Origin of the sequence: Rhodococcus sp. APC 3903 (assembly GCF_030407755.1) — a bacterium.
In the GTDB taxonomy this organism is placed as follows: Bacteria; Actinomycetota; Actinomycetes; order Mycobacteriales; family Mycobacteriaceae; genus Rhodococcus_F; species Rhodococcus_F erythropolis.
In genome coordinates this window covers 136123-157791 of record NZ_JASDCV010000010.1, presented here as the reverse complement: position 1 = coordinate 157791, position 21669 = coordinate 136123, and the positions used below count along the sequence as shown (strand labels likewise).

The window sequence follows — 21669 nt, the reverse complement described above, 5'->3', positions numbered from 1 at the left end:
CGATGAACGTCCATCGGCGATAACCCGAGGTCGTGCGGGACCCACATCTGTGGGATGCCTCCTGCTCGACCTCATCAGTGAGGAGAGCAGTGGCAGGCAAGGCCCGCGTGCACGAGTTGGCTAAAGAACTCGGTGTCACCAGCAAGGAACTACTCGCAACGCTCAAGGAGCAAGGCGAGTTCGTGAAGTCTGCGTCATCCACAGTGGAGGCGCCCGTCGCCCGTCGTCTGCGGGAGTCATTCCCGTCGGCAGGCGGAGCAGAAACCAAGTCCGAGACCGGCGCAGCCGCTCCGGCGGCTCGCCCCGCGGCAAAGCCCGGCGCACCGTCGCCGTCAGCTGCAAAGCCCGGTGGCCCGCGTCCCGGCCCCAAGCCGGCCGCACCCGCACCGGCTGCTCCCGCAGCTCCGGCACCGGCAGCCCCCGCGGCTCCCGCAGCCGCTGCTCCGGCAGCACCGTCGGCGCCGGTCCCCACCCCGACGTTCAACGCTCCGAAGCCGGCACAGCCGGCACGCCCGGCTCCGGCTGCTCCCGCAGCATCGGCACCGGCAGCCCCCGCGGCTCCGGCGGCACCGTCCACCGGCGCAAAGCCCGGCGGACCGCGTCCGGGACCGAAGGCACCTCGCGTCGGTAACAACCCGTACTCCTCGGCACCCGCCGAGCGTCCGGCACCTCGTCCGGCTCCCGGCGCACCGCGTCCGGGTGCAGGCCAGGGCGGTTCTCGTCCGGCTCCGGGTCAGGGCGGTCCCCGTCCGGCTCCCGGCCAGGGTGGACCTCGTCCGCCTGCAGGTCAGGGCGGACCCCGTCCCAGCCCCGGCTCCATGCCTCCTCGCCCGAACCCGGGTGCAATGCCTGCTCGTTCCGCTCGTCCCGCGCCCGGTGGCGGCGGACGTCCGGGTCGTCCCGGTGGCGCTCCCGGTGGTCGTCCGGGCGGCGGCGGCGGTGGATACCGCGGCGGTGGCGCTCCCGGCGCAGGTGCTGGTGCAGGTTCTCCCGGTGGAGCAGCTCCGGCCGGTGGATTCCGCGGTCGTCCCGGCGGCGGTGGCCGTCCCGGTCAGCGCGGCGCAGCGGCAGGTGCATTCGGTCGTCCCGGCGGAGCAGTTCGCCGTGGACGTAAGTCGAAGCGGGCGAAGCGCGCCGAGTACGAAAGCATGCAGGCTCCCGCAGTCGGCGGCGTCAGGCTGCCACGCGGCAACGGTGAGACCATCCGTCTCGCTCGCGGCGCATCGCTGTCGGACTTCGCGGACAAGATCGATGCGAACCCCGCAGCACTCGTGCAGGCGTTGTTCAACCTCGGTGAGATGGTCACGGCAACTCAGTCGGTCAACGACGAGACGCTGGAGCTGCTCGGCGGCGAAATGAACTACGTCGTGCAGGTCGTCAGCCCGGAGGACGAGGATCGCGAGCTGCTCGACAGCTTCGACCTCACCTACGGCGAGGACGCCGGCGGAGAAGAGGACCTCGAGTCCCGTCCGCCTGTGGTCACCGTCATGGGCCACGTCGACCACGGTAAGACCCGTCTGCTCGACGTGATCCGTAAGGCGAATGTCCGTGAGGGCGAAGCCGGCGGCATCACGCAGCACATCGGTGCCTACCAGGTGCTGACCGAGCTCGAGGGCAACGAGCGTCTCGTGACGTTCATCGACACCCCGGGTCACGAGGCCTTCACGGCCATGCGTGCTCGTGGTGCCAAGGCCACCGACCTCGCGATCCTTGTTGTCGCAGCCGACGACGGCGTCATGCCGCAGACGGTGGAAGCGATCAACCACGCCCAGGCGGCCGACGTGCCGATCGTGGTCGCGGTGAACAAGATCGACAAGGAAGGCGCGAACCCGGACAAGATCCGGCAGCAGCTCACCGAGTACGGACTGGTGGCCGAGGAATACGGCGGAGACACCATGTTCGTCGACATCTCGGCGAAGCAGGGTCTCAACATCGACGCACTGCTCGAAGCAGTGCTGTTGACGGCGGACGCTTCCCTGGATCTGCGCGCCAACCCGGACATGGACGCTCAGGGTGTTGCCATCGAGGCGCACCTCGACCGTGGCCGCGGCCCCGTCGCTACCGTGCTCATCCAGCGCGGAACGCTGCGGGTCGGCGACTCGATCGTTGCCGGCGATGCTTACGGCCGCGTCCGCCGCATGGTGGACGAGCACGGTCAGGACGTCCACGAGGCACTGCCTTCACGTCCGGTCCAGGTCATCGGCTTCACGTCGGTCCCCGGTGCAGGCGACAACCTGCTCGTGGTCGACGAGGACCGTATCGCTCGTCAGATCGCGGACCGTCGCAACGCACGTAAGCGCAACGCGCTTGCAGCGAAGAGTCGTAAGCGCATCAGCCTCGACGATCTCGATGCAGCTCTGAAGGAACATTCACAGCTGAACTTGATCCTCAAGGGTGACAACTCGGGAACCGTGGAGGCCCTCGAAGAGGCTCTCCTCGGAATTCCGATCGACGACGAGGTGCAGTTGCGCGTCATCGACCGCGGTGTCGGTGGCATCACGGAGACCAACGTCAACCTGGCTGCTGCGTCCAACGCGATCATCATCGGCTTCAACGTCCGCGCCGAAGGCAAGGCAACGGAGCTGGCGAACCGCGAGGGCGTCGACATTCGCTACTACTCGGTGATCTACCAGGCCATCGATGAGGTCGAAAAGGCACTCAAGGGTCTGCTCAAGCCGGTGTACGAAGAGGTCGAGCTGGGCAAGGCAGAGATCCGCGCCATGTTCCGTTCGTCCAAGATCGGCAACATTGCCGGTTGCTTGGTCACGTCGGGCAGCATCCGTCGCAACGCCAAGGCACGTCTCATCCGCGACAGCAAGGTCATCGCCGAGACGGTCACCATCTCCTCGCTCAAGCGGGAGAAGGAAGACGCTACCGAGGTTCGCGAAGGCTACGAATGTGGTTTGACCGTCACCTATTCCGATATCAAGATCGGTGACGTTCTCGAGTGCTACGAGCTTCGCGAGAAGCCGCGCGACTGATTATGTCGACACGGGCGTTGGGGCGGACGCACGTGAGTACTAGCTGACATGGACTCTTCCGGACTTGAACATACAAGTCCGGAAGAGTCCATTCGGCTCTGTCTAGGGGGAAAATGTTTGTAGGGGCACTGGAGTTCGACATTCTTTTCGGCGATGTCCACTCACTCAAGGAAAAGCGTTCGATGCTGTCGCCGATCCTGACGGAACTCCGTCGATTCGGCGTGAGTGCAGCGGAGGCGGGGGAGCAGGGACGCCTGCGTCGTGCGCTCGTGGGCGTCGGTATGGTCAGTTCGTCCGTCGATCACCTGCACGATGTTCTCGATCATTGTGAGCGAGCGGTCGCCGAGCGTCCGGAGATTCAGTTGCTGGCTGTGCGAAGGCGAATCTTCGGCCCGGAAGACTGAGCATCACCGATCGGTGTCAGCGAGTCACTCTTCCGGACGGCGTACCGAATCGAGTTGGTCGGCAAGGGATTCGGTGTCCTCGGGTCCAAGTGTGACGGTATCTGTACTCACGCTCGATGTGCACGGTGGCTTGTGGCCGAAGACCTCTACCGATGGTGATTTGGTTGCCGGGTAGCCGATGGACGAGACTGTTGTCGGTAATAATTCTTGTTAACCAGAACTTTGATCGATCGAGTCACCTCGATTCGAGTGGCCAGGTAGAGGAGACTGACAGTCATGGTAGATCCAGCCCGGGCACGCAAGTTGGCAAAGCGTATCGGAACCATCGTCGCGACCGCGATCGATCACGAGATCAAGGATCCGCGACTCGCATTCGTGACCATCACGGACACCAAGGTCACCAACGATCTGCACGACGCGACGGTGTACTACACAGTCATGGGCGAGAAGGTCGATTCCGCACCCGATGTGGAAGCCGCCGCCGCAGGACTCGAGAAGGCCAAGGGTGTTCTCCGCTCGAAGGTCGGTGCCGGAACTGGCGTTCGCTTCACACCGACTCTGACGTTTGTCGCCGATACCGTTCCCGACACCGCGCGTCATATGGAAGAACTGCTGGCCCGTGCCAAGGCCGCCGACGACGAGGTCGCCAAGGCGCGTGAGAATGCACAGCCGGCCGGAGATGCAGATCCGTACAAGGAGCCGCGAGTGGCTTCGGACGAAGACGAGGCGTCGCCAGATGTTCGTGAAGCCGACTGACGCGCACCGAGAATGACGATCACCGCACTTTCGGACGTCGACCCCTGCGAGGCGAAGTTCGCTCAGGTGGCCGAGGTTCTCGAATCGGCGCACACGGTGACAATTCTCTGCCATGTGCAGCCGGATGCGGACACGATCGGCAGCGGACTTGCGCTCGGTCTCGTTCTCGAGCGTCGGGGCATTTCGGTGCAGGTCGCGTTCAGTCGGCCGTCGGCGCTGCCCGAGTCGATGTGTGATTTCCCTGGTGTTCACTTGCTCACGGCGCCCGCCGATGTTCGGGAAAGCGTCGATGTTCTGGTGACCGTGGATGTCGGCAGCGAGGGCCGCCTCGGTGAGTTGGCGAGTCGACTCGCCGGCGCGCATCGCACAATCGTCCTTGATCACCATCGCTCCAATTCCGAATTCGGAACCATCAACGTCGTCGACGAAACCGCGGCGTCGACGACGGCACTCATCGCACGATTCTTCGATGCGTGGGGAGTCGCGATCGACAGCGATCTGGCGCACTGTCTCTATGCCGGACTGGTCACCGACACCGGCTCCTTCCGGTGGGGAGGTCCGCTTCCGCACGTGCTCGCCGCGCGTTTGCTGGCGACCGGCATCGACGGCGACGCGATTGCGCGAAAGCTGCTCGACACCCATCCGTTCGGGTGGTTGCCGATGCTGGGTGCGGTACTCGGGTCCGCGGTGCTGGTCCCGGAAGCCGCGGACGGCCGTGGGCTGGTGTACGCGGTGATCCGACGCAGTGACATCGGCGATCTTCGCTCCGAGGAGATCGAGAGCGTCGTCGATATCGTGCGGACTACTTCGGAAGCCGAAGTTGCCGCCGTACTCAAAGAGTCGGTTTCCGGAAGCTGGTCGATCTCGTTGCGTGCAAAGTCGGCGATCGACGTGTCGGCGGTCGCTGAAAGTCTTGGTGGCGGCGGGCACCGGCTGTCGGCCGGATATACGTCGACCACTTCCAGCGACGAGATTGTTGCCGCGCTCGTCGCGGCACTCGGCTGAATCCGCGGCATTGAGCGAATCTGACGCCACCTCGGCGGGATCTTCGGCAGCTGATTTCGACGTCACTGGGCGTCGAATCTTTTCCCTGGCGTTTCCGGCGCTCGGGGTACTGGCGGCCGAACCCCTCTATCTGTTGTTCGACATCGCCGTGGTCGGCCGACTCGGGGCGCTTCCGCTGGCCGGATTGGCAGTCGGTGGTCTGATCCTGTCGTTGGTGAGTACGCAGCTGACCTTCTTGTCGTACGGCACGACGGCGCGCGCCGCACGGCTGCACGGGGCGGGCCGCGAGCGCGACGCGGTGGGCGAGGGTGTTCAGGCGACCTGGCTGGCGGCCGCGATCGGCTTGGCCTTGGTAGTGATCGTGCAGGTGATCGCGGGTCCGCTGACTTCGGCGGTGGCCGGGACTCCCGACATTGCGGCGGCTGCGGAAAGTTGGCTTCGGATAGCGGTATTGGGTGTTCCACTCATCCTGGTGGCTCTGGCCGGCAACGGTTGGATGCGCGGGGTTCAGAACACGGTGCGACCGCTTCGGTTCGTCCTTGTCGGCCTGGGTATTTCGGCGGTGTTGTGCCCGATTCTCGTGCACGGTTTGCTCGGTGCTCCCCGGATGGAACTCGAAGGATCAGCTGTCGCGAATCTGGTCGGCCAGAGCGTTTCGGGTGTCCTGTTCGCTTGGGCACTCTTTCGTGAACCGGTCTCGGCTCGACCGCATCTTGCAATCATGCGGGCGCAGATGCTGATGGGCCGTGACCTGATCCTGCGCAGCCTCGCATTCCAAGCGTGTTTCGTCTCGGCGGCCGCGGTGGCGTCGAGGTTCGGTGCAGCCGTAGTCGGTGCACACCAAGTTGTCCTCCAACTGTGGAACCTGGTTTCGCTCCTTCTCGATTCCTTGGCGATCGCCGCCCAAACACTCATCGGAGCTGCCCTCGGCGGTGGATTCGCAGCCGCGGCGAAGAGGATGACCTGGCGGATCACTGCCTGGTCGACGGTATTTGCCGTGGTACTCGCGATCTTCTTCGCCGCGGGCCACTCCGTGATCCCCGGACTTTTCACGTCCGACGCCGAGGTCCTCGGTCAAATGTCGATCGCCTGGTGGTTCTTCGTCGCGATCATGCCGGTAGCGGGAATCGTGTTTGCACTCGACGGTGTTCTGCTCGGCGCCGGGGACGTGGTGTTTCTGCGCAACGCGACCATGCTCTGCGCAGTTCTCGGATTTCTGCCCGCGATCTGGCTCTCCCTCGCCTACCACTGGGGGCTGGCCGGAATTTGGGCAGGGCTTACCGTGTTCGTAGTACTTCGGATGGTCGCGGTGTCGTGGCGAGCGTTTTCCGGCAAGTGGGCAGTGACAGGTCCGGCGACGGCGAAGCGCGGAAGTTCAACTGAGGAAGCAGAGGGATCGTGGCAGCAAAGCTGATGGCGGTGAGCGACATTCATGTCGGTCACAACGGCAACAAGCCGATGACGGAGGAACTGTTCCCGGATTCGCCTGACGACTGGCTCATTCTCGCCGGAGATGTTTCCGAGAAAACTGACGACATTCGGTGGGCGTTGAAGCTCCTTCGCAGCCGATTCGCAAAGGTCATCTGGATTCCGGGCAACCACGAACTGTGGACGACCGCCAAGGATCCGGTTCAGATTCACGGAGCGCCGCGGTACGAGTACCTGGTCAACATGTGCCGCGAACTTGACGTCATCACGCCCGAGGACCCGTTCCCGGTGTGGGAGGGAGACGAGGGCCCGGTCACGGTCGTCCCGATGTTCCTTCTCTACGACTATTCCTTCCTGCCGGAAGGCGCGCGAGACAAGGAACACGGGCTCGAGATCGCGCGGGACAAGAACGTCGTCGCCACCGACGAGTTCCTGCTCTCGCCGCAGCCGTATACAACGCGCGACGCGTGGTGCCGGGCGAGAATCGAATACACCCAGGCACGGCTGGACGCGCTCCCCGAAGGCACAAAAACCGTTCTGGTGAACCATTTCCCGATGGTCCGGCAGCCCACGGACGTGCTCATGTATCCGGAGTTCGCGTTGTGGTGCGGAACCACCGCGACCGCCGACTGGCATGTGAAGTACAACGCGGTGTGCTCGGTGTACGGGCACCTGCACATTCCTCGAACCACGTACTACGACGGCGTCCGCTTCGAGGAAGTCTCACTCGGATACCCGCGCGAATGGCGTCGGCGTGGACTGCCGGAGAAGTTGTTGCGTCAGATTCTTCCCGTTCCGGAGTACCCGCCGGGAACGCTCAACAAGTGGGGTGGCCACTTCAAGGTCACGCCGGAGCAGGAAGCCGAAGTCGAGCGCATGCGCGCCGGACGCTGAGAGGTATCGCTACGTGATCGAACAGATTCTTCCCGGTGGAGTTGCGACGGCCGAGGCCTTCGTGGATCCGCCCGGTCTGGTTCCGCACCCCAGTGAGGAGGCGTTGATCGGCCGCGCGGTCGAGAAGCGCCGTCGTGAGTTCGTGACTACCCGGCACCTCGCGCGTCAGGCGATGGGCAAGCTCGGTGTTCCGTCTGCCGCTGTCATGCGCGGCGAGCGTGGTGCCCCACTCTGGCCGCAGGGAGTAGTCGGAAGCCTCGCCCATTGCGACGGCTACCGCGGCGCTGTCCTGGCGTACTCCATGCAGGTCCGCTCACTCGGTATCGACGCCGAGCCGCACGGCCCGCTGCCGGACGGGGTATTGCCCGCGGTCAGCATCGAAGCGGAACGAACGTGGCTGGACACTCAGGAAACCGGCGGTCCGGTGCACTGGGATCGAGTGCTCTTCTGCGCGAAGGAAGCCACGTACAAGGCGTGGTTTCCGCTCACCGGGCGCTGGTTGGGTTTCGAGGACGCCCACATCACATTCGAGGCGGAGTCGGAAACTTCCGGAACTTTCAACTCGCGTCTGCTGGTCCCCGGTGAGGCGACGTCTGGTCCGCCGCTCACCTCTTTCGACGGCAGGTGGTTGGTGTCGGACGGGCTCATTCTGACGGCAATTTCGGTGCAGTGAGCGCGACTGGCAGAATCGGCACACGTGTCAGCTCGTGAAAAGCCTTCCTCCGGTCTTGTCGGCGCCGGAATCCTGATTGTCGACAAAGAGGCGGGCATCACCAGCCACGACGTGGTCGCGCGATGCCGCAAGTTGTTGAACACCCGCAAGGTGGGACATGCCGGGACTCTTGATCCCATGGCGACCGGCGTCCTCGTTCTCGGCGTCGAGCGTGCGACCAAGTTGCTCGGACTCCTGGCACTGACAACCAAGGCGTACTCGGCGACCATTCGCCTCGGTGCAGCGACGGACACGGACGATGCCGAAGGGGAGGTCCTGACTTCCGCAGACGCTTCGCAGGTGACGGACGCGGAGATCGCGGCGATCGTGGCGACGCTGACCGGAGACATCAAGCAGATCCCGGCAAGCGTGAGCGCTATCAAGGTCGACGGTCAACGCGCACATGCCCTGGTGCGTGCGGGAGAAACCGTCGAGCTGGCGCCGCGCCCGGTAACGGTGTCGACTTTCGAAGTTCTGGCTAGGCGAGATGTCCCGGGTGGCTTCGTCGATCTGGATGTAGACGTTGAGTGCTCTTCCGGAACATACATCCGCTCGCTTGCACGCGACCTCGGTCGTGAATTGGGCGTCGGCGGTCATTTGACGGCATTGCGCCGCACCCGCGTCGGGCCGTTCACTCTCGAACATGCGCGCACGCTCGAAGATCTCGCGGATCAGCCGGGTGTGAGCCTCGACATCGATCAGGCCGCGCAGACGGCTTTTCCGCATCGGCAGATCACGGCGGAGGAAGCCGAGGCGATCAGCCAGGGGCGCTGGCTCGAGCCGATCGGGATGAAGGGGATCTGTGCGGCGATCGATCCCACCGGTCACACGATTGCGCTTCTGCAGGAGAAGGGTCGACGCGCCAGTTCGGTGATGGTCGTGCGACCGGCGACGCTTCGCGGGTGATCGTCCGCGAGCGTGTCGACGGCGACCTCGACGGTTGCGTCGATGCGCTGGCACAGGTCCACCAGTGCGACGGATATCCGAACACGTGGCCGCAGAACCCGCACCGCTGGCTCAGTTCGCCCACGGTGGTGAAGGCGTGGGTCGGTGAGAGCGACGGCCATGTTGTCGGTCATGTGGCCGTCGACCGCGAGGTCGCAGGCGCGCCCACCACCGCGGGATCGATAGCCGTGTCGCGATTGTTCGTTCATCCCCATGCGCGCGGAAACGGCCTCAGCGGTGCGCTACTCGACGCTGTCACGGATTTCGCAGCAGAAAGTCAGTTGGAACTGGTGCTCGACGTCGTCGAGGACGCTTTGCCGGCGATCGCGCTGTACGAGCGTCGAGGTTGGGTGTACGTCGACGAGAGGCTCGCCGACTGGACCCGGACCGACGGCGTCCGGCCCGTGGAACGGCGATATCGTCTGCCGCTCTGAGCGGCCTCGACTACACGAGCCAAATTGCTTGAGCGACTGGGCTTCCCAGGTCGATGGTGTCGGGGCTGTCGCCGAGTCGAACGGACACTGTTCCGGCGAAATCACGGCGTTCTTCGACAGTGATGTCGACATCGAGACTGACGCCGACGGAATCGAAGTACCGAAGCATTTCGGGATCGGAATCGGAGATCCGGGCAACGCGGCCCCGCTCGCCGTTGGCGAAGTCGCTGAGCTGACGGGCCGGGGGAGTCGGCACCGAACCATCGGTGGCGGGAATGGGATCGCCGTGCGGGTCACGTTCGGGGAAGCCCAGTTTGGCGTCCATCCGCGAGATCATCAGATCGGAAACGGCGTGTTCGAGGACTTCGGCTTCGTCGTGGACTTCGTCCCAGCCGTACCCGAGTTCCTGAACCAGATAGGTCTCGATCAACCGGTGGCGCCGGACCATGGACACAGCAGCCGCGCGGCCACTGTCCGTCAGAGCGATGGAACCGTAGCGGGCGTGATCGACGAGGCCCTGGTCCGAGAGTTTGCGGATCGCCTCGGACACCGTCGAAGCCGAGACGTTCATCTTCTCGGACAGGAGCTTGGTGGATACCCGCTCGTGGGACCACTCCTGGATCGTCCAAATGACCTTGAGGTAGTCCTGAGCCACCGACGAGAGTGCGAGCGTGTCGATTGCCGCGCCGTGCGCCGAAGTGCTGTCGCCATCCGACGTCGATGATGCTTCCGAGGTTCCGGTCTTGTGAGCTGCCACAACGCTTAGCTTAGGCTACGAAATCCGGAACTTCCGTACGTGAGCGGCAGCACAGCGGTGATTCGCTGGGCGGGTCCGAACGTGACCCGCCGCCGGTGGACCCGTAGGCTGCCAATCGTGCTGAGATGGCGTGGTCTCGACGAAGTTCCGGCCGATTGGGGTCGTTGTGTGCTCACTATCGGTGTGTTCGACGGTGTGCATCGTGGGCATGCCCAATTGATAGCGAGAGCGGTTACCGCTGCGCGCAAACGTGGTGTTCCGAGCGTGTTGATGACGTTCGACCCGCATCCCATGGAGGTTGTGCGGCCGGGTAGTCATCCAGCCCAGTTGACGACGCTGCAACGGCGTGCGGAATTGGCTCAGGATCTGGGCATCGACGTGTTCTGCGTGATGCCGTTCACCGCTGATTTCATGAAGCTGACGCCGGAGCGCTACGTCCACGAAATTCTCGTCGAACGTCTGCATGTCGCCGAGGTGGTGGTGGGGGACAATTTCACCTTCGGCAAGAAGGCGCTCGGCAACGTCGATCTTCTTCGTGAGATGGGCGCTCGCTTCGGCTTTGCGGTCGACGGCGTCCAGCTGCTCGCCGAGCATGCGGTGACGTTCTCGTCGACCTACATCCGCTCGTGCGTCGACGCAGGCGACATGGAAGCGGCTACCGAAGCTCTCGGCCGTCCACATCGTGTGGAAGGTGTGGTCGTCCACGGTGACAAGCGTGGACGCGAGTTGGGATTCCCGACGGCCAATGTTGCACCGCCGATGTTTTCGGCGATTCCGGCCGACGGCGTCTACGCAGCGTGGTTCACGGTGCTCGGCGCCGGCGAGGAACTCGGAACTGTCGTTCCCGGTCGTCGATACCAAGCCGCAGTGTCTGTAGGCACCAATCCGACCTTCTCCGGCCGGACCCGAACCGTCGAGGCGTACGTTCTCGACACCGAAGCCGACCTGTACGGACAACACGTCGCTGTCGACCTGGTTTCGCGGATTCGCGGCATGGAGAAGTTCGACTCGATCGAGTCGCTCATCACGGCGATGAACCGAGACGTCGAACGCGCACGCCAAATCCTGAGTGAGGATGCAGAGCGCAGCGTAGGTTGAGCTCGTTGCACTAGTGGCGGCGGCCACATTCGCTCCAGGTGGGCGAAAGCGCCTCATTGCTGCTGGTAGGATCTTCTCTCGGTGCGTGCTGCGGTTTGCGGTGGCCGCACCGATCTAGTTCCTTTCACGCAAACGTCATCACAGGAGTGAATCAAGTGGCATTGACCACGGAAGAAAAGAAGGTCGTTCTCGGCGAGTACGGCTTGCACGAGACCGACACGGGATCGCCCGAAGCTCAGGTGGCAATGCTCACCAAGCGCATCACCGATCTCACCGAGCACCTCAAGACCCACAAGCATGACCACCACTCGCGTCGTGGACTGCTCTTGATGGTCGGTCGCCGTCGTCGTCTGCTGAAGTACGTGGCAAAGACTGACGTCGCTCGCTACCGCACGCTCATCGAGCGTCTCGGCCTGCGTCGCTAGATTTTTCTCACGACGCTGATCGAAAGCAACACGGCACGCTTCGGTTTGCCGAACACTCCGTTAGCCGGCGAAGCCACGCATATACTGGGCTTCGCTGGCTTTCGGCGTTAGCTGCCGCAAGGCAGTTTCCGCTGTCGGCGCTATGCACAGTTGTCTACGCACAGTTGTGCAGTGCGCCGCCAGCACACCGTATGCACCAGAGAACGTGGTGTCGGTTGTCGGTAGTGGTTCTCCGGACCGGGCAAGTGCCCGAAAGCTCCGGCGGACTTCGATCGACGGCCGCCCGAACGTCGTGACGTCCCGAAGCAGAAATCGCTCGCATCGCAAGGAGCGTCTGCAATTCAAGAGGGGGACGTCCCTCGGTGCGCAGTTTCCACCAGGAGGGTGGAAACGCCCGCGCGGGTACGGCGAAGACGAGAGGGAAGTGAAGAGAAAAGAATGACAGAGAATTCCGTAGTAGAGGTCGACGAAGGCGTGTTCGAATCCACCGCCGTGATCGACAACGGGTCCTTCGGTACCCGCACCATCCGTTTCGAGACCGGACGCCTTGCTCAGCAGGCCGCCGGCGCCGTCGTTGCTTACCTGGACGACGAGACCATGCTGCTGTCCGCCACGAGCGCCAGCAAGCACCCCAAGGAGCACTTCGACTTCTTCCCCCTGACGGTGGACGTCGAAGAGCGTATGTACGCAGCGGGCCGCATCCCCGGTTCGTTCTTCCGTCGGGAGGGACGCCCCTCCACCGACGCGATCCTGACCTGCCGCCTCATCGACCGGCCGCTGCGCCCGTCCTTCGTCGACGGTCTCCGTAACGAGATCCAGGTCGTCGTCACGGTCATGAGCCTCAACCCGCAGGATCTGTACGACGTCGTGGCCATCAACGCCGCTTCCGCGTCGACGCAGATCGCGGGCCTGCCGTTCTCCGGACCCGTCGGTGGCGTGCGTGTTGCACTCATCGTCTCCGAGGACAACAAGGCCGGCCAGTGGGTTGCATTCCCGACGGTCGATCAGCTCGAGAACGCCGTCTTCGACATGGTCGTAGCCGGCCGCGTCGTGTCCGGCAGCGGTGACAACGCCGACGTAGCGATCATGATGGTCGAGGCCGAGGCCACCGACAACGTCATCGCGAAGATCGCCGACGGCGCTCAGGCACCGACCGAGGCCATCGTCGCCGAGGGCCTCGAGGCCGCCAAGCCGTTCATCGCACGCTTGTGCGCTGCTCAGGCAGCACTGGCATCCAAGGCTGCAAAGCCCACGGGAGACTACCCGGTCTTCCCGGCGTACCAGGACGACGTTTTTGCTGCCGTCGAGGCTGCTGCGTCCGAAAAGCTCAATGCCGCACTGACAATCGCCGGCAAGCAGGAACGCGACGACAAGACCGACGAGGTCAAGGTCGAGGTTCTCGAGCAGGTTGCACCCAACTTCGAAGGCCGCGAGAAGGAACTGGGAGCAGCGTTCCGCTCGCTCACCAAGAAGCTGGTTCGCCAGCGCATCCTGCGCGATCAGTTCCGCATCGACGGCCGCGGCGTCACGGACATCCGTTCGCTGTCCGCCGAGGTCGCGATCATCCCGCGCGCACACGGCTCCGCACTGTTCGAGCGCGGCGAGACCCAGATCCTGGGTGTCACCACTCTCGACATGGTCAAGATGGCTCAGCAGGTCGACTCGCTCGGTCCCGAGACCACCAAGCGCTACATGCATCATTACAACTTCCCGCCGTACTCCACCGGTGAGACGGGTCGCGTCGGTTCGCCGAAGCGTCGCGAAATCGGTCACGGTGCACTCGCCGAGCGCGCTCTCATGCCCGTTCTACCCAGCGTCGAAGAGTTCCCTTACGCGATTCGCCAGGTCTCCGAGGCTCTGAGCTCCAACGGTTCCACCTCGATGGGCTCGGTGTGTGCGTCCACGCTCGCACTGCTCAACGCCGGTGTGCCGCTTCGCGCTCCGGTTGCCGGTATCGCCATGGGTCTGGTCTCCGACCAGGTCGACGGTGAAACCCGCTACGTCGCTCTGACCGACATCCTCGGCGCCGAAGACGCCTTCGGCGACATGGACTTCAAGGTCGCAGGCACCAAGGACTTCGTCACGGCCCTGCAGCTGGACACGAAGCTCGACGGCATCCCGTCCAAGGTCCTCGCCGGCGCACTCGCGCAGGCCAAGGATGCACGGACCACGATCCTCGAGGTCATGGCAGAGGCCATCGACACCCCGGACGAGATGAGCCCGTTCGCTCCCCGCGTGACGGCCATCAAGGTCCCTGTCGACAAGATCGGCGAGGTCATCGGCCCCAAGGGCAAGATGATCAACTCCATCACCGAGCAGACCGGTGCCAACATCTCCATCGAAGACGACGGCACCGTGTTCGTCGGCGCCACCGATGGACCGTCTGCACAGGCCGCGATCGACATGATCAACGCCATTGCCAACCCGCAGCTCCCCAAGGTCGGCGAGCGGTTCCTGGGCACGGTCGTCAAGACCACCGCCTTCGGTGCCTTCGTGTCGCTCCTGCCGGGACGCGACGGACTGGTGCACATCTCGAAGCTGGGCAGCGGTAAGCGCATTGCCAAGGTCGAAGACGTGGTCAACGTCGGATCCAAGATCCGCGTCGAGATCGCCGACATCGATGCACGTGGCAAGATCTCGCTGATCCCGGTCGAAGAGGGCAACGACGAGGCTGCCGCTCCGGCCGCCGACGAGGCTGCTTCCGAGTAGATCTCACTTCGTACTCTGATGCGGCCCCGCGCGGATTTCCGTGCGGGGCCGCATCTGTACTGTCTGTAGACACGAGCCTGTAGATACCTGATTCAACACTTGCACCGAGGACTGCTGAACCTTTTCATGGCAAAGACCACTCCCAACACCACGCGCAGCCGCAGCGCTGTGCTGAAATCGCCGATCGATGCGACTCCTGAATCGGGAGTGCAGCGCACGGTCCTGCCCGGCGGCCTGCGTGTCGTCACCGAATTCATCCCCGGTGTGCGTTCCGCCTCCGTCGGCGTGTGGGTCGGAGTCGGTTCCCGCGACGAGCAGCCGAGTGTGGCCGGTGCGGCGCATTTTCTCGAGCATCTGTTGTTCAAGTCGACGCCGTCACGGACCGCGTTGGACATCGCGCAGGTCATGGATGGTGTGGGCGGCGAACTCAATGCATTCACGTCGAAGGAACACACCTGTTTCTACGCGCACGTGATCGACGAGGACCTCCCGATGGCGGTGGACCTTGTTGCCGACGTCGTACTGCGTGGGCGCTGCAGAACTGCGGATGTCGACGTCGAGCGGCAAGTAGTGCTCGAAGAGATCGCGATGCGAGACGACGATCCGGAAGACCTGCTCGGCGACGCCTTCCTGACCGCGTTGTTCGGAGATCATCCTGTCGGTCGTCCCATCATCGGTAGCGTCGAATCGATCGAGTCGATGTCGCGCAATCAGTTGCACTCCTTCCATGTTCGGCGTTACACGCCGCAGCGGATGGTGCTGGCAGTAGCGGGGAACGTCGACCACAAGCAGGTTGTGACGCTCGCTCGCCGCGCATTCGCCGGGCATCTCGAGCGTGGGGTCAAGCCGGCGCCGCGGCGCGAAGGCACTCTGCGGTTGCGAACGATGCCTGAACTGAGCTTGACCCACCGCGACAGCGAGCAGGTCCACCTTGCGCTCGGGGTACGCGCGTTCGGTCGGCACGAGGGTCATCGCTGGGCCCTGTCTGTTCTCAACGCCGCAGTGGGCGGCGGGCTGAGTTCTCGTCTGTTCCAAGAGATTCGCGAGAAGCGTGGGCTTGCGTACTCCGTCTATTCCGGCGTAGACACCTTCGCGGACACCGGAGCGTTCTCTGTGTACGCGGGTTGCCAGCCGGAGAACCTCGGGGAGGTTGCCACAGTGATCCGCGAGGTACTTGCGAACGTGGCGACGGACGGAATCACCGATGCCGAGATCGCCCGCGCCAAGGGATCGCTGCGCGGCGGATTGGTTCTGGCACTGGAAGATTCAGGTTCACGCATGAACCGTATCGGTCGCAGTGAACTGAATTACGGCAACCATCGCAGTGTTGCGCAGACGCTCGCGACCATCGACGCGGTTACCTCCGAAGAGGTGCTCGAGGTGGCGCAGGTGCTCTTGACCAGGCCTTTTGCGGCCGCCGTCGTCGGCCCGTACAAGCGGGTTCGTGACCTCCCTGCGTCGGTACGCGGGATCGTGGGCAAGTAGTTCGAACTATCGAAATCGGGGTGTGCAGTTGAAGATCCGTGGTGCAGTGCTCGAAGAGATCGGCCGGGAGCGTCCCTTTGCGGAGTCGACTCCGATTTCGATTTCGGAACTCGACCTCGAATCGCCGGGCCCGGGTGAGATCCTCGTCAAGATCGAAGCTGCCGGGCTTTGTCACTCCGACCTCTCCGTGGTCGACGGGAATCGCGTTCGCCCCGTGCCGATGTTGCTGGGCCACGAGGCAGCTGGTCGAATCGTCGAACTCGGCGACGGCGTTGATTCGTTGTCGGTGGGCACCCGCGTCGTGATGACTTTTCTTCCGCGGTGTGGCGAGTGCGCGGGATGCGCCACTGACGGCCGGATGCCGTGCACGGTGGGTAGCGCCGCCAACAACGACGGCAGTTTGCTCGGTGGCGCGCAACGACTGCGGCGCTCCGGCGAGAGCGTCAAACATCATCTCGGCGTTTCGGGTTTCGCGACGCATGCGGTGGTCAACGCCAAGTCCGTAGTTGCCGTCGAAGACGATATTCCGGCCGAGATTGCAGCCGTACTCGGTTGCGCGGTGTTGACCGGCGGGGGAGCGCTACTCAACGCGGCCAAGCCTCGCCCGGCGGACACTGTGATGGTGGTCGGCTTGGGCGGCGTCGGGATGGCCGCAATCCTGACGGCGCGGGCACTCGGGGTCGAGAACGTCATCGGCGTCGATGCACTGGAGTCCAAGCTGGCTCAGGCGCTGGAACTGGGCGCGACCGAGGTCTTCACACCGTCCGGCCTGTCCGAGAGTGGCGTTCGCGCAGACATCGTCGTCGAAGCTGCGGGAAATGCTCGGGCGTTCGAGACAGCCGTGGCTGCGACGGCAGCTGGCGGCACGACCGTCACGGTCGGGTTGCCTGCGCCTGACGCGCGCTCGTCGATCTCGCCGCTCGGGCTGGTGGCCGAAGCGCGGACCATCATCGGCAGCTACCTCGGATCCGCCGTCCCCGCCCGCGACATCCCGATCTACGCGCAATTGTGGCGGGACGGGAAGCTACCGGTCGAGAAGCTCATCTCCTCGCGAATCGAGTTGGACGACATCAATTCCGGCATGGACGAACTGGCCGATGGAAAAGCAATCCGACAGGTCATTATTTTCGAATCGGAGTAGGCGCGCATCGGTGTTATGCAGCGGAAATGAGAGGGTTGCGCCTCCGAGAGCCCCACGCCTCGCCGCGGAAAATCGTTACCCCTTGTAACGCTCCTCTCGTACTGGACGACTACTCGAATGACGTTGCGTGACGCCCCGGGGGTCGGTCGTACGTTTTCCAAAAGTTGATTGGGGAGAAGATATGCCGGTTCGTGGGTTCTTTTCGCGACATCGAATACTGGCGGGTGCAGTAGCGCCCGCAGCGCTCGGCGTGGCCGCACTGGTCGCGGTTGCGGTCGCAGTGGACTCTCCGGAGTCACGCACGATCGAGACGCAACTGACGTCGTCGGTCACGGAGTGCCACGACATGGTGAGTATCGCGGTTGCCGGTCGACACGACACGCCGGATGCTTCGACGGTGAAGATGTTGCTGGGAGCCGACGGGAAGCCGCTGCCGGCCGCCCTGTCCGGTGACTACAAGAGTGAACGCGTCGACCAGGTGATCAACCCGGCAGGCTCGGTCAACGCGAACAAGCCCGGCTCGTACGCAGCGGTGTACATCGCATATCCGGCCAACATGGCGTCCTACGAGGACGCCGTCGCTGCCGGTGCTGCAAATACGCAGTCCGTGATGAGTGCCATCGCCAAGGAATGCCCGAAGACTCAGTTCTCGATCGTCGGTTACAGCGAGGGCGCCGATGTGGTGCGTCGTGTGGCGATGGACATCGGTACGCAGGAGAACAACGAGTTCGGTGTCGACCCGGACAAGGTTGTCGGCGTGGTCATGCTGGCGGATGCCGGCCGCGAAGCCGGCGACGGTACGTTCCTCGGTGCCAAGAATCCGTTCACGAACCCGGACAACTTCGATACGAAGTACCAGAGCGGCACCTCCGCGACACCCGGCGAAGGTGTCCTCCCCGGCACTGCCGGAGGTTTCGGCAAGCTGAACGGCAAGGTCGCGTCCTTCTGCTCGGACGGTGACTTCACCTGCTCGGCTCCCAGCAACATCTCTCTGTTGATCTTGGCGGCAAATGTCGGTCGGCAGTTGAACATCGACCAACTCGAATCACAGGGTCTGAACCCGGCCACCGGCCAGGACGTCGCGGTGGTGTTCGGCCAGATCGTCTTCGAGGCGTTCGCAGACATTTCGTCGAATCCCAACTGGATGCAGAGTGACGAGACGTTCCTTCAGGTGATGCTCAAGGTCTCGGATCCGGAGTACAAGCCCGGTAAAACACCCGCGCCGGCGCCGGTAGCCGAGGGCGAGACGGTATCTACCGACAAGGTGTCTCCGCTGGCATATCTGCCGCAGAAGCTTTTCAAGGAGATCGTCGGTCTGATTGCTACCAACCAGAACACGATTCCCGTGATCTTGAGCGACCCCTACCAGCAGACACTCGCTCCGGACGTCGGACACCACTTCGATTACTGGCGTGATGCGGACGCGGCCAACGGCAAGCCGTTGACTTCAGCTGAGTACGCAGCGGCCTGGCTCACCTACCTCGCCCAGCAGGCGAAGGAAGGAAAGCCCGTCGACACAACGGCGAAGCCGACCCCGGAACAGATCCGCGCGGCAGTCGATGCCTACATGGCCGACGGCAATGCGGAAGGCGACGCAGCAGTGGCTGACGGCACCGGTCAGGCACCGGCCGCAACCACGGGCTCGACGGAATCCGCTGGAGCGCCCGCAACGACGTCGCCGGTACCTGCGGCAGGATCCGCGCCGGTCACATCGGGAGCAGCAGCGACGCCGACTGGTTCGGCCGCGGTCACTCCTACGTCGACTGTTCCGACCTCACCGGTTGCGGGAACGGATGCGACGACGGCGCCCCCGACCACGACGGTGACGTCGACGACGACGACGACGACGAAGGTGCCGGTTCCGAACCCGTAGGGGTCCTCGCGACATTACGTCACCAATAGCTCGGTCACAGGCTGCGATCCGCAAGTAGTTGCGGATCGCAGCCTGTTTTGTATGTACGGGTTACGTACAGCGGCGGTTGGTGCTTATCGTGGAAGGGAGGTTTCCGGATCACGAATCGTGGGTTTCACCGTGCACGAGCTGTCTATTGCGCAGAGTGTGGTCGAAGCCGTGTGCGAGCGTGCCGGCGAGCGACGAGTATCGAGCGTGCGGCTGGAAGTAGGCCAACTCTGCGCGGTGGTTCCACACTCTCTGCTGTTCTGCTTCGACGTTGTCACTGCGGGTACTCACGCCGAGGGTGCCAGCTTGCACATCGATCAGATTGCAACCAGCGCGCGATGCAATAGCTGTGGCGTGACTTTCTCGCCGCCCGACATGTTCTTGTTGTGTGGGTGCGGCAGTGCTGATGTCGAGGTGCTTGCCGGCCGCGAGTTGCGGATCCTGTCGATGGAAGTGAGCTGAGCATGTGCGCGACGTGTGGGTGCGGGGACGCCACGGGACCTCGGGTGTCGGTCGTCGCCGGCGGAGAACACGAGCAGGACGACAGCCATGGGCACGGTCACCACCACGACCACGACCACGACCATGACCATGGGCACGGTCACTCCGACCACACGGTAATTCTCGAGCAGCAGGTGCTTGCCAAGAACGACGGCATTGCGGTGCACAATCGTGAGTGGATGCGGGGCCGCGGAATCACGGCGCTCAACATCATGAGTTCGCCCGGCGCGGGTAAGACGACATTGCTGGCGCGAACGATCCGGGAACTAGGAGGACAACGACCGATTGCCGTGATCGAAGGTGACCAGGAAACCCGGCTCGACGCCGAGCGGATTCGTGAGGCCGGCGCGTCAGTGGTCCAGGTCAACACGGGGGCGGGCTGTCACCTCGATGCCGAGATGATCGACCGCGCGCTGCGCGCCTTGAACCCCGCGGACGAGTCGCTGCTTCTGATCGAAAACGTAGGAAACCTGGTGTGCCCCGCGCTCTTCGACCTGGGTGAGGAAGGCAAGGTTGTCCTAATATCGACGCCGGAGGGGGGCGACAAGCCGAAAAAGTACCCGCACATCTTTGCCGTCGCGGACCTCGTGGTGATCAACAAGATCGACTTGCTCCCGTACGTCGAGTTCGACGTCGATGCCTGTGTCGCGCAAGCGAAAATACTCAATCCTGCTGTGCGCGTTGTTGTTCTATCGGCCACGACAGGTGAGGGTATGGACGAGTGGTACGAGTGGATCGGTAGTCGTTCGGCGATTTCTCCGGTGGCCGTTGACAACTGATCTGCTCGGGTAGTTAATGAAATGAGTGGGTGCCACGCAAGTGGGCCGAGGTTCGACTCCGGTGGCGTCAGCGTTTCGGTGCCGCAGCAATTTGAGGCCATAGCGTGTCAGGCAGTAGCGGCGCCGAGAATCAGGCGCAAGTGCACCCGTGAAAGCGGCTGACATGGACACACAAAAATCGACTGCTGGCACCACGGCGGAACCTGCCTCCGAAAGCGCAGCTACCCCCGAAAGCGCAGCGGCCAAAGCGGAAGAAACTCTGATCCACGTGCTGTGGATCAATGCCGGTCTCAGTTGCGACGGTGATTCGGTGGCGCTCACCGCGGCCACGCAACCCAGTATCGAGGAGATCGCGCTCGGTGCGTTGCCCGGCCTGCCTCAGGTGGCGGTTCATTGGCCGCTCATCGACTTCGAATGTGGACCGCAGGGCGGCGCTGACGATTTCCTGGAATGGTTCTGGAAAGCCGACCGGGGAGAATTGGAACCCTTTGTTCTTGTTGTCGAAGGATCTATACCGAACGAGAAACTTCACGACGAGGGGTACTGGTGTGGTTTCGGGAACAATCGCGAAACCGGCCAACCGGTCACCACGAGCGAATGGCTCGACAAGCTGGCACCGAAAGCCACTGCGGTAGTTGCGGTCGGCACGTGCGCAACCTACGGCGGCATACATGCGATGGCCGGCAATCCGACCGGTGCGATGGGCGTGCCGGACTATCTCGGGTGGACCTGGAAATCGAAGGCGGGCATCCCGATCGTGTGCGTTCCCGGGTGTCCCATTCAGCCGGACAACCTCTCCGAGACCCTGACCTATCTTCTGTACATGGCCACTGATCAGGCGCCGATGATTCCCTTGGACGAATCCCTCCGCCCGCAGTGGCTTTTCGGTGCCACCGTTCACGAGGGCTGTGACCGTGGCGGGTACTACGAGCAGGGCGAGTTCGCGACGGAGTACGGGTCGCCGAAGTGCATCGTCAAGCTGGGATGTTGGGGACCGGTCGTGAAATGCAATGTCCCCAAACGTGGTTGGATAAACGGAGTCGGCGGGTGCCCTAATGTCGGCGGGATCTGCATCGGCTGCACAATGCCGGGATTCCCGGACAAATTCATGCCGTTCATGGATGAACCACCTGGCGGCAAACTCTCCACCAATGCGGTGGGAATGTACGGGTCCGTGATCCACAGTCTGCGCCGGATCACCGGTCACACGTTGGACAAGGAACCGCACTGGCGCGAGCGCGGGTCGAAGTTGCTCACCGGTGCGACGCGTACCTGGTGACCGACCGGATACCTTCAAATCAGTTCGTGAGCAACG

Annotated in this window: 19 protein-coding genes; 18 read left to right on the top strand and 1 reads right to left on the bottom strand. The window is 63.5% G+C overall.

The genetic code is table 11. The annotated features are described in order from the left end of the window. Positions 1-89 precede the first annotated feature (89 nt). From infB to QMA15_RS16290, 9 genes are all read left to right on the top strand, one after another. Positions 90-2981 carry a translation initiation factor IF-2 gene (infB, locus tag QMA15_RS16330; protein WP_290285407.1) on the top strand — a complete coding sequence of 964 codons (2892 nt, stop codon included), beginning with the start codon at positions 90-92 and terminating at the stop codon, positions 2979-2981. A 113-nt stretch (positions 2982-3094) separates the two neighbouring features. Then, complete coding sequence (locus tag QMA15_RS16325; RefSeq protein ID WP_279163943.1) at positions 3095-3385, top strand: DUF503 domain-containing protein; 291 nt, start codon at positions 3095-3097, stop codon at positions 3383-3385. 276 nt (positions 3386-3661) lie between these two features. Further along, entirely contained in the window at positions 3662-4141 is a 480-nt protein-coding gene (gene rbfA, locus QMA15_RS16320) for a 30S ribosome-binding factor RbfA (protein ID WP_003942248.1), read from the top strand. Positions 4142-4153: 12 nt separating this feature from the next. Next, complete coding sequence (locus tag QMA15_RS16315; protein WP_046378424.1) at positions 4154-5146, top strand: bifunctional oligoribonuclease/PAP phosphatase NrnA; 993 nt, start codon at positions 4154-4156, stop codon at positions 5144-5146. A gap of 76 nt (positions 5147-5222) precedes the next feature. Continuing rightward, entirely contained in the window at positions 5223-6560 is a 1338-nt protein-coding gene (locus tag QMA15_RS16310) for an MATE family efflux transporter (protein ID WP_290285493.1), read from the top strand. Next, the gene (locus QMA15_RS16305; RefSeq protein WP_290285402.1) at positions 6545-7468 is read left to right on the top strand and encodes a metallophosphoesterase; all 924 of its coding nucleotides are present in this window, start codon (positions 6545-6547) and stop codon (positions 7466-7468) included. The genes QMA15_RS16310 and QMA15_RS16305 overlap by 16 nt, the downstream gene beginning before the upstream one ends. A gap of 13 nt (positions 7469-7481) precedes the next feature. After that, the gene (locus QMA15_RS16300) at positions 7482-8141 is read left to right on the top strand and encodes a 4'-phosphopantetheinyl transferase (RefSeq protein ID WP_003942126.1); all 660 of its coding nucleotides are present in this window, start codon (positions 7482-7484) and stop codon (positions 8139-8141) included. 24 nt (positions 8142-8165) lie between these two features. Next, positions 8166-9086: a tRNA pseudouridine(55) synthase TruB gene (truB, locus tag QMA15_RS16295; protein WP_020907442.1), complete on the top strand. Its 921-nt coding sequence runs from the start codon at positions 8166-8168 to the stop codon at positions 9084-9086. Continuing rightward, positions 9083-9559: a GNAT family N-acetyltransferase gene (locus QMA15_RS16290; protein WP_019748069.1), complete on the top strand. Its 477-nt coding sequence runs from the start codon at positions 9083-9085 to the stop codon at positions 9557-9559. Before truB ends, QMA15_RS16290 begins: the two co-directional genes overlap by 4 nt. Positions 9560-9569: 10 nt before the next feature. Here QMA15_RS16290 and QMA15_RS16285 read toward each other — a convergent pair whose 3' ends face one another. After that, positions 9570-10316, bottom strand: a complete 747-nt coding sequence (locus QMA15_RS16285) for a metal-dependent transcriptional regulator (RefSeq protein ID WP_019748070.1) — start codon at positions 10314-10316, stop codon at positions 9570-9572. Positions 10317-10433: 117 nt separating this feature from the next. Between QMA15_RS16285 and QMA15_RS16280 the strand changes: the two genes are divergently transcribed. The 9 genes from QMA15_RS16280 (at position 10434) to QMA15_RS16240 (ending at position 21633) form a co-directional block, all read left to right on the top strand. Further along, complete coding sequence (locus tag QMA15_RS16280; protein WP_019748071.1) at positions 10434-11414, top strand: bifunctional riboflavin kinase/FAD synthetase; 981 nt, start codon at positions 10434-10436, stop codon at positions 11412-11414. A gap of 155 nt (positions 11415-11569) precedes the next feature. Further along, on the top strand, positions 11570-11839 hold the full coding sequence (rpsO, locus tag QMA15_RS16275) for a 30S ribosomal protein S15 (RefSeq protein WP_003942254.1): 270 nt from the start codon (positions 11570-11572) through the stop codon (positions 11837-11839). Between the two features lie 438 nt (positions 11840-12277). Further along, positions 12278-14548: a polyribonucleotide nucleotidyltransferase gene (locus tag QMA15_RS16270; protein WP_097387456.1), complete on the top strand. Its 2271-nt coding sequence runs from the start codon at positions 12278-12280 to the stop codon at positions 14546-14548. Between the two features lie 126 nt (positions 14549-14674). Further along, positions 14675-16033 carry a pitrilysin family protein gene (locus QMA15_RS16265; protein WP_019748074.1) on the top strand — a complete coding sequence of 453 codons (1359 nt, stop codon included), beginning with the start codon at positions 14675-14677 and terminating at the stop codon, positions 16031-16033. A 28-nt stretch (positions 16034-16061) separates the two neighbouring features. Further along, complete coding sequence (locus tag QMA15_RS16260; RefSeq protein WP_024487609.1) at positions 16062-17174, top strand: alcohol dehydrogenase catalytic domain-containing protein; 1113 nt, start codon at positions 16062-16064, stop codon at positions 17172-17174. 181 nt (positions 17175-17355) lie between these two features. After that, positions 17356-19047, top strand: coding sequence for a cutinase family protein (locus QMA15_RS16255; protein WP_279163941.1), 1692 nt, complete (start codon positions 17356-17358; stop codon positions 19045-19047). A gap of 159 nt (positions 19048-19206) precedes the next feature. Further along, a complete protein-coding gene (locus QMA15_RS16250; protein WP_020907448.1) occupies positions 19207-19536 on the top strand; it encodes a hydrogenase maturation nickel metallochaperone HypA in 330 nt (109 codons plus the stop codon). A 2-nt stretch (positions 19537-19538) separates the two neighbouring features. Next, positions 19539-20354, top strand: coding sequence for a hydrogenase nickel incorporation protein HypB (gene hypB, locus QMA15_RS16245; RefSeq protein ID WP_279163940.1), 816 nt, complete (start codon positions 19539-19541; stop codon positions 20352-20354). 163 nt (positions 20355-20517) lie between these two features. Then, positions 20518-21633: a NiFe hydrogenase small subunit gene (locus QMA15_RS16240; RefSeq protein WP_020969412.1), complete on the top strand. Its 1116-nt coding sequence runs from the start codon at positions 20518-20520 to the stop codon at positions 21631-21633. Positions 21634-21669: the final 36 nt, after the last annotated feature.

Coding starts and splice junctions, on each gene's coding strand:
- QMA15_RS16325 (WP_279163943.1), top strand. CDS start 3,095: ATGTTTGTAGGGGCACTGGAGTTCGACATTCTTTTCGGCGATGTCCAC.
- rbfA (WP_003942248.1), top strand. CDS start 3,662: ATGGTAGATCCAGCCCGGGCACGCAAGTTGGCAAAGCGTATCGGAACC.
- QMA15_RS16315 (WP_046378424.1), top strand. CDS start 4,154: ATGACGATCACCGCACTTTCGGACGTCGACCCCTGCGAGGCGAAGTTC.
- QMA15_RS16270 (WP_097387456.1), top strand. CDS start 12,278: ATGACAGAGAATTCCGTAGTAGAGGTCGACGAAGGCGTGTTCGAATCC.
- QMA15_RS16265 (WP_019748074.1), top strand. CDS start 14,675: ATGGCAAAGACCACTCCCAACACCACGCGCAGCCGCAGCGCTGTGCTG.
- QMA15_RS16255 (WP_279163941.1), top strand. CDS start 17,356: ATGCCGGTTCGTGGGTTCTTTTCGCGACATCGAATACTGGCGGGTGCA.
- hypB (WP_279163940.1), top strand. CDS start 19,539: ATGTGCGCGACGTGTGGGTGCGGGGACGCCACGGGACCTCGGGTGTCG.
- QMA15_RS16240 (WP_020969412.1), top strand. CDS start 20,518: ATGGACACACAAAAATCGACTGCTGGCACCACGGCGGAACCTGCCTCC.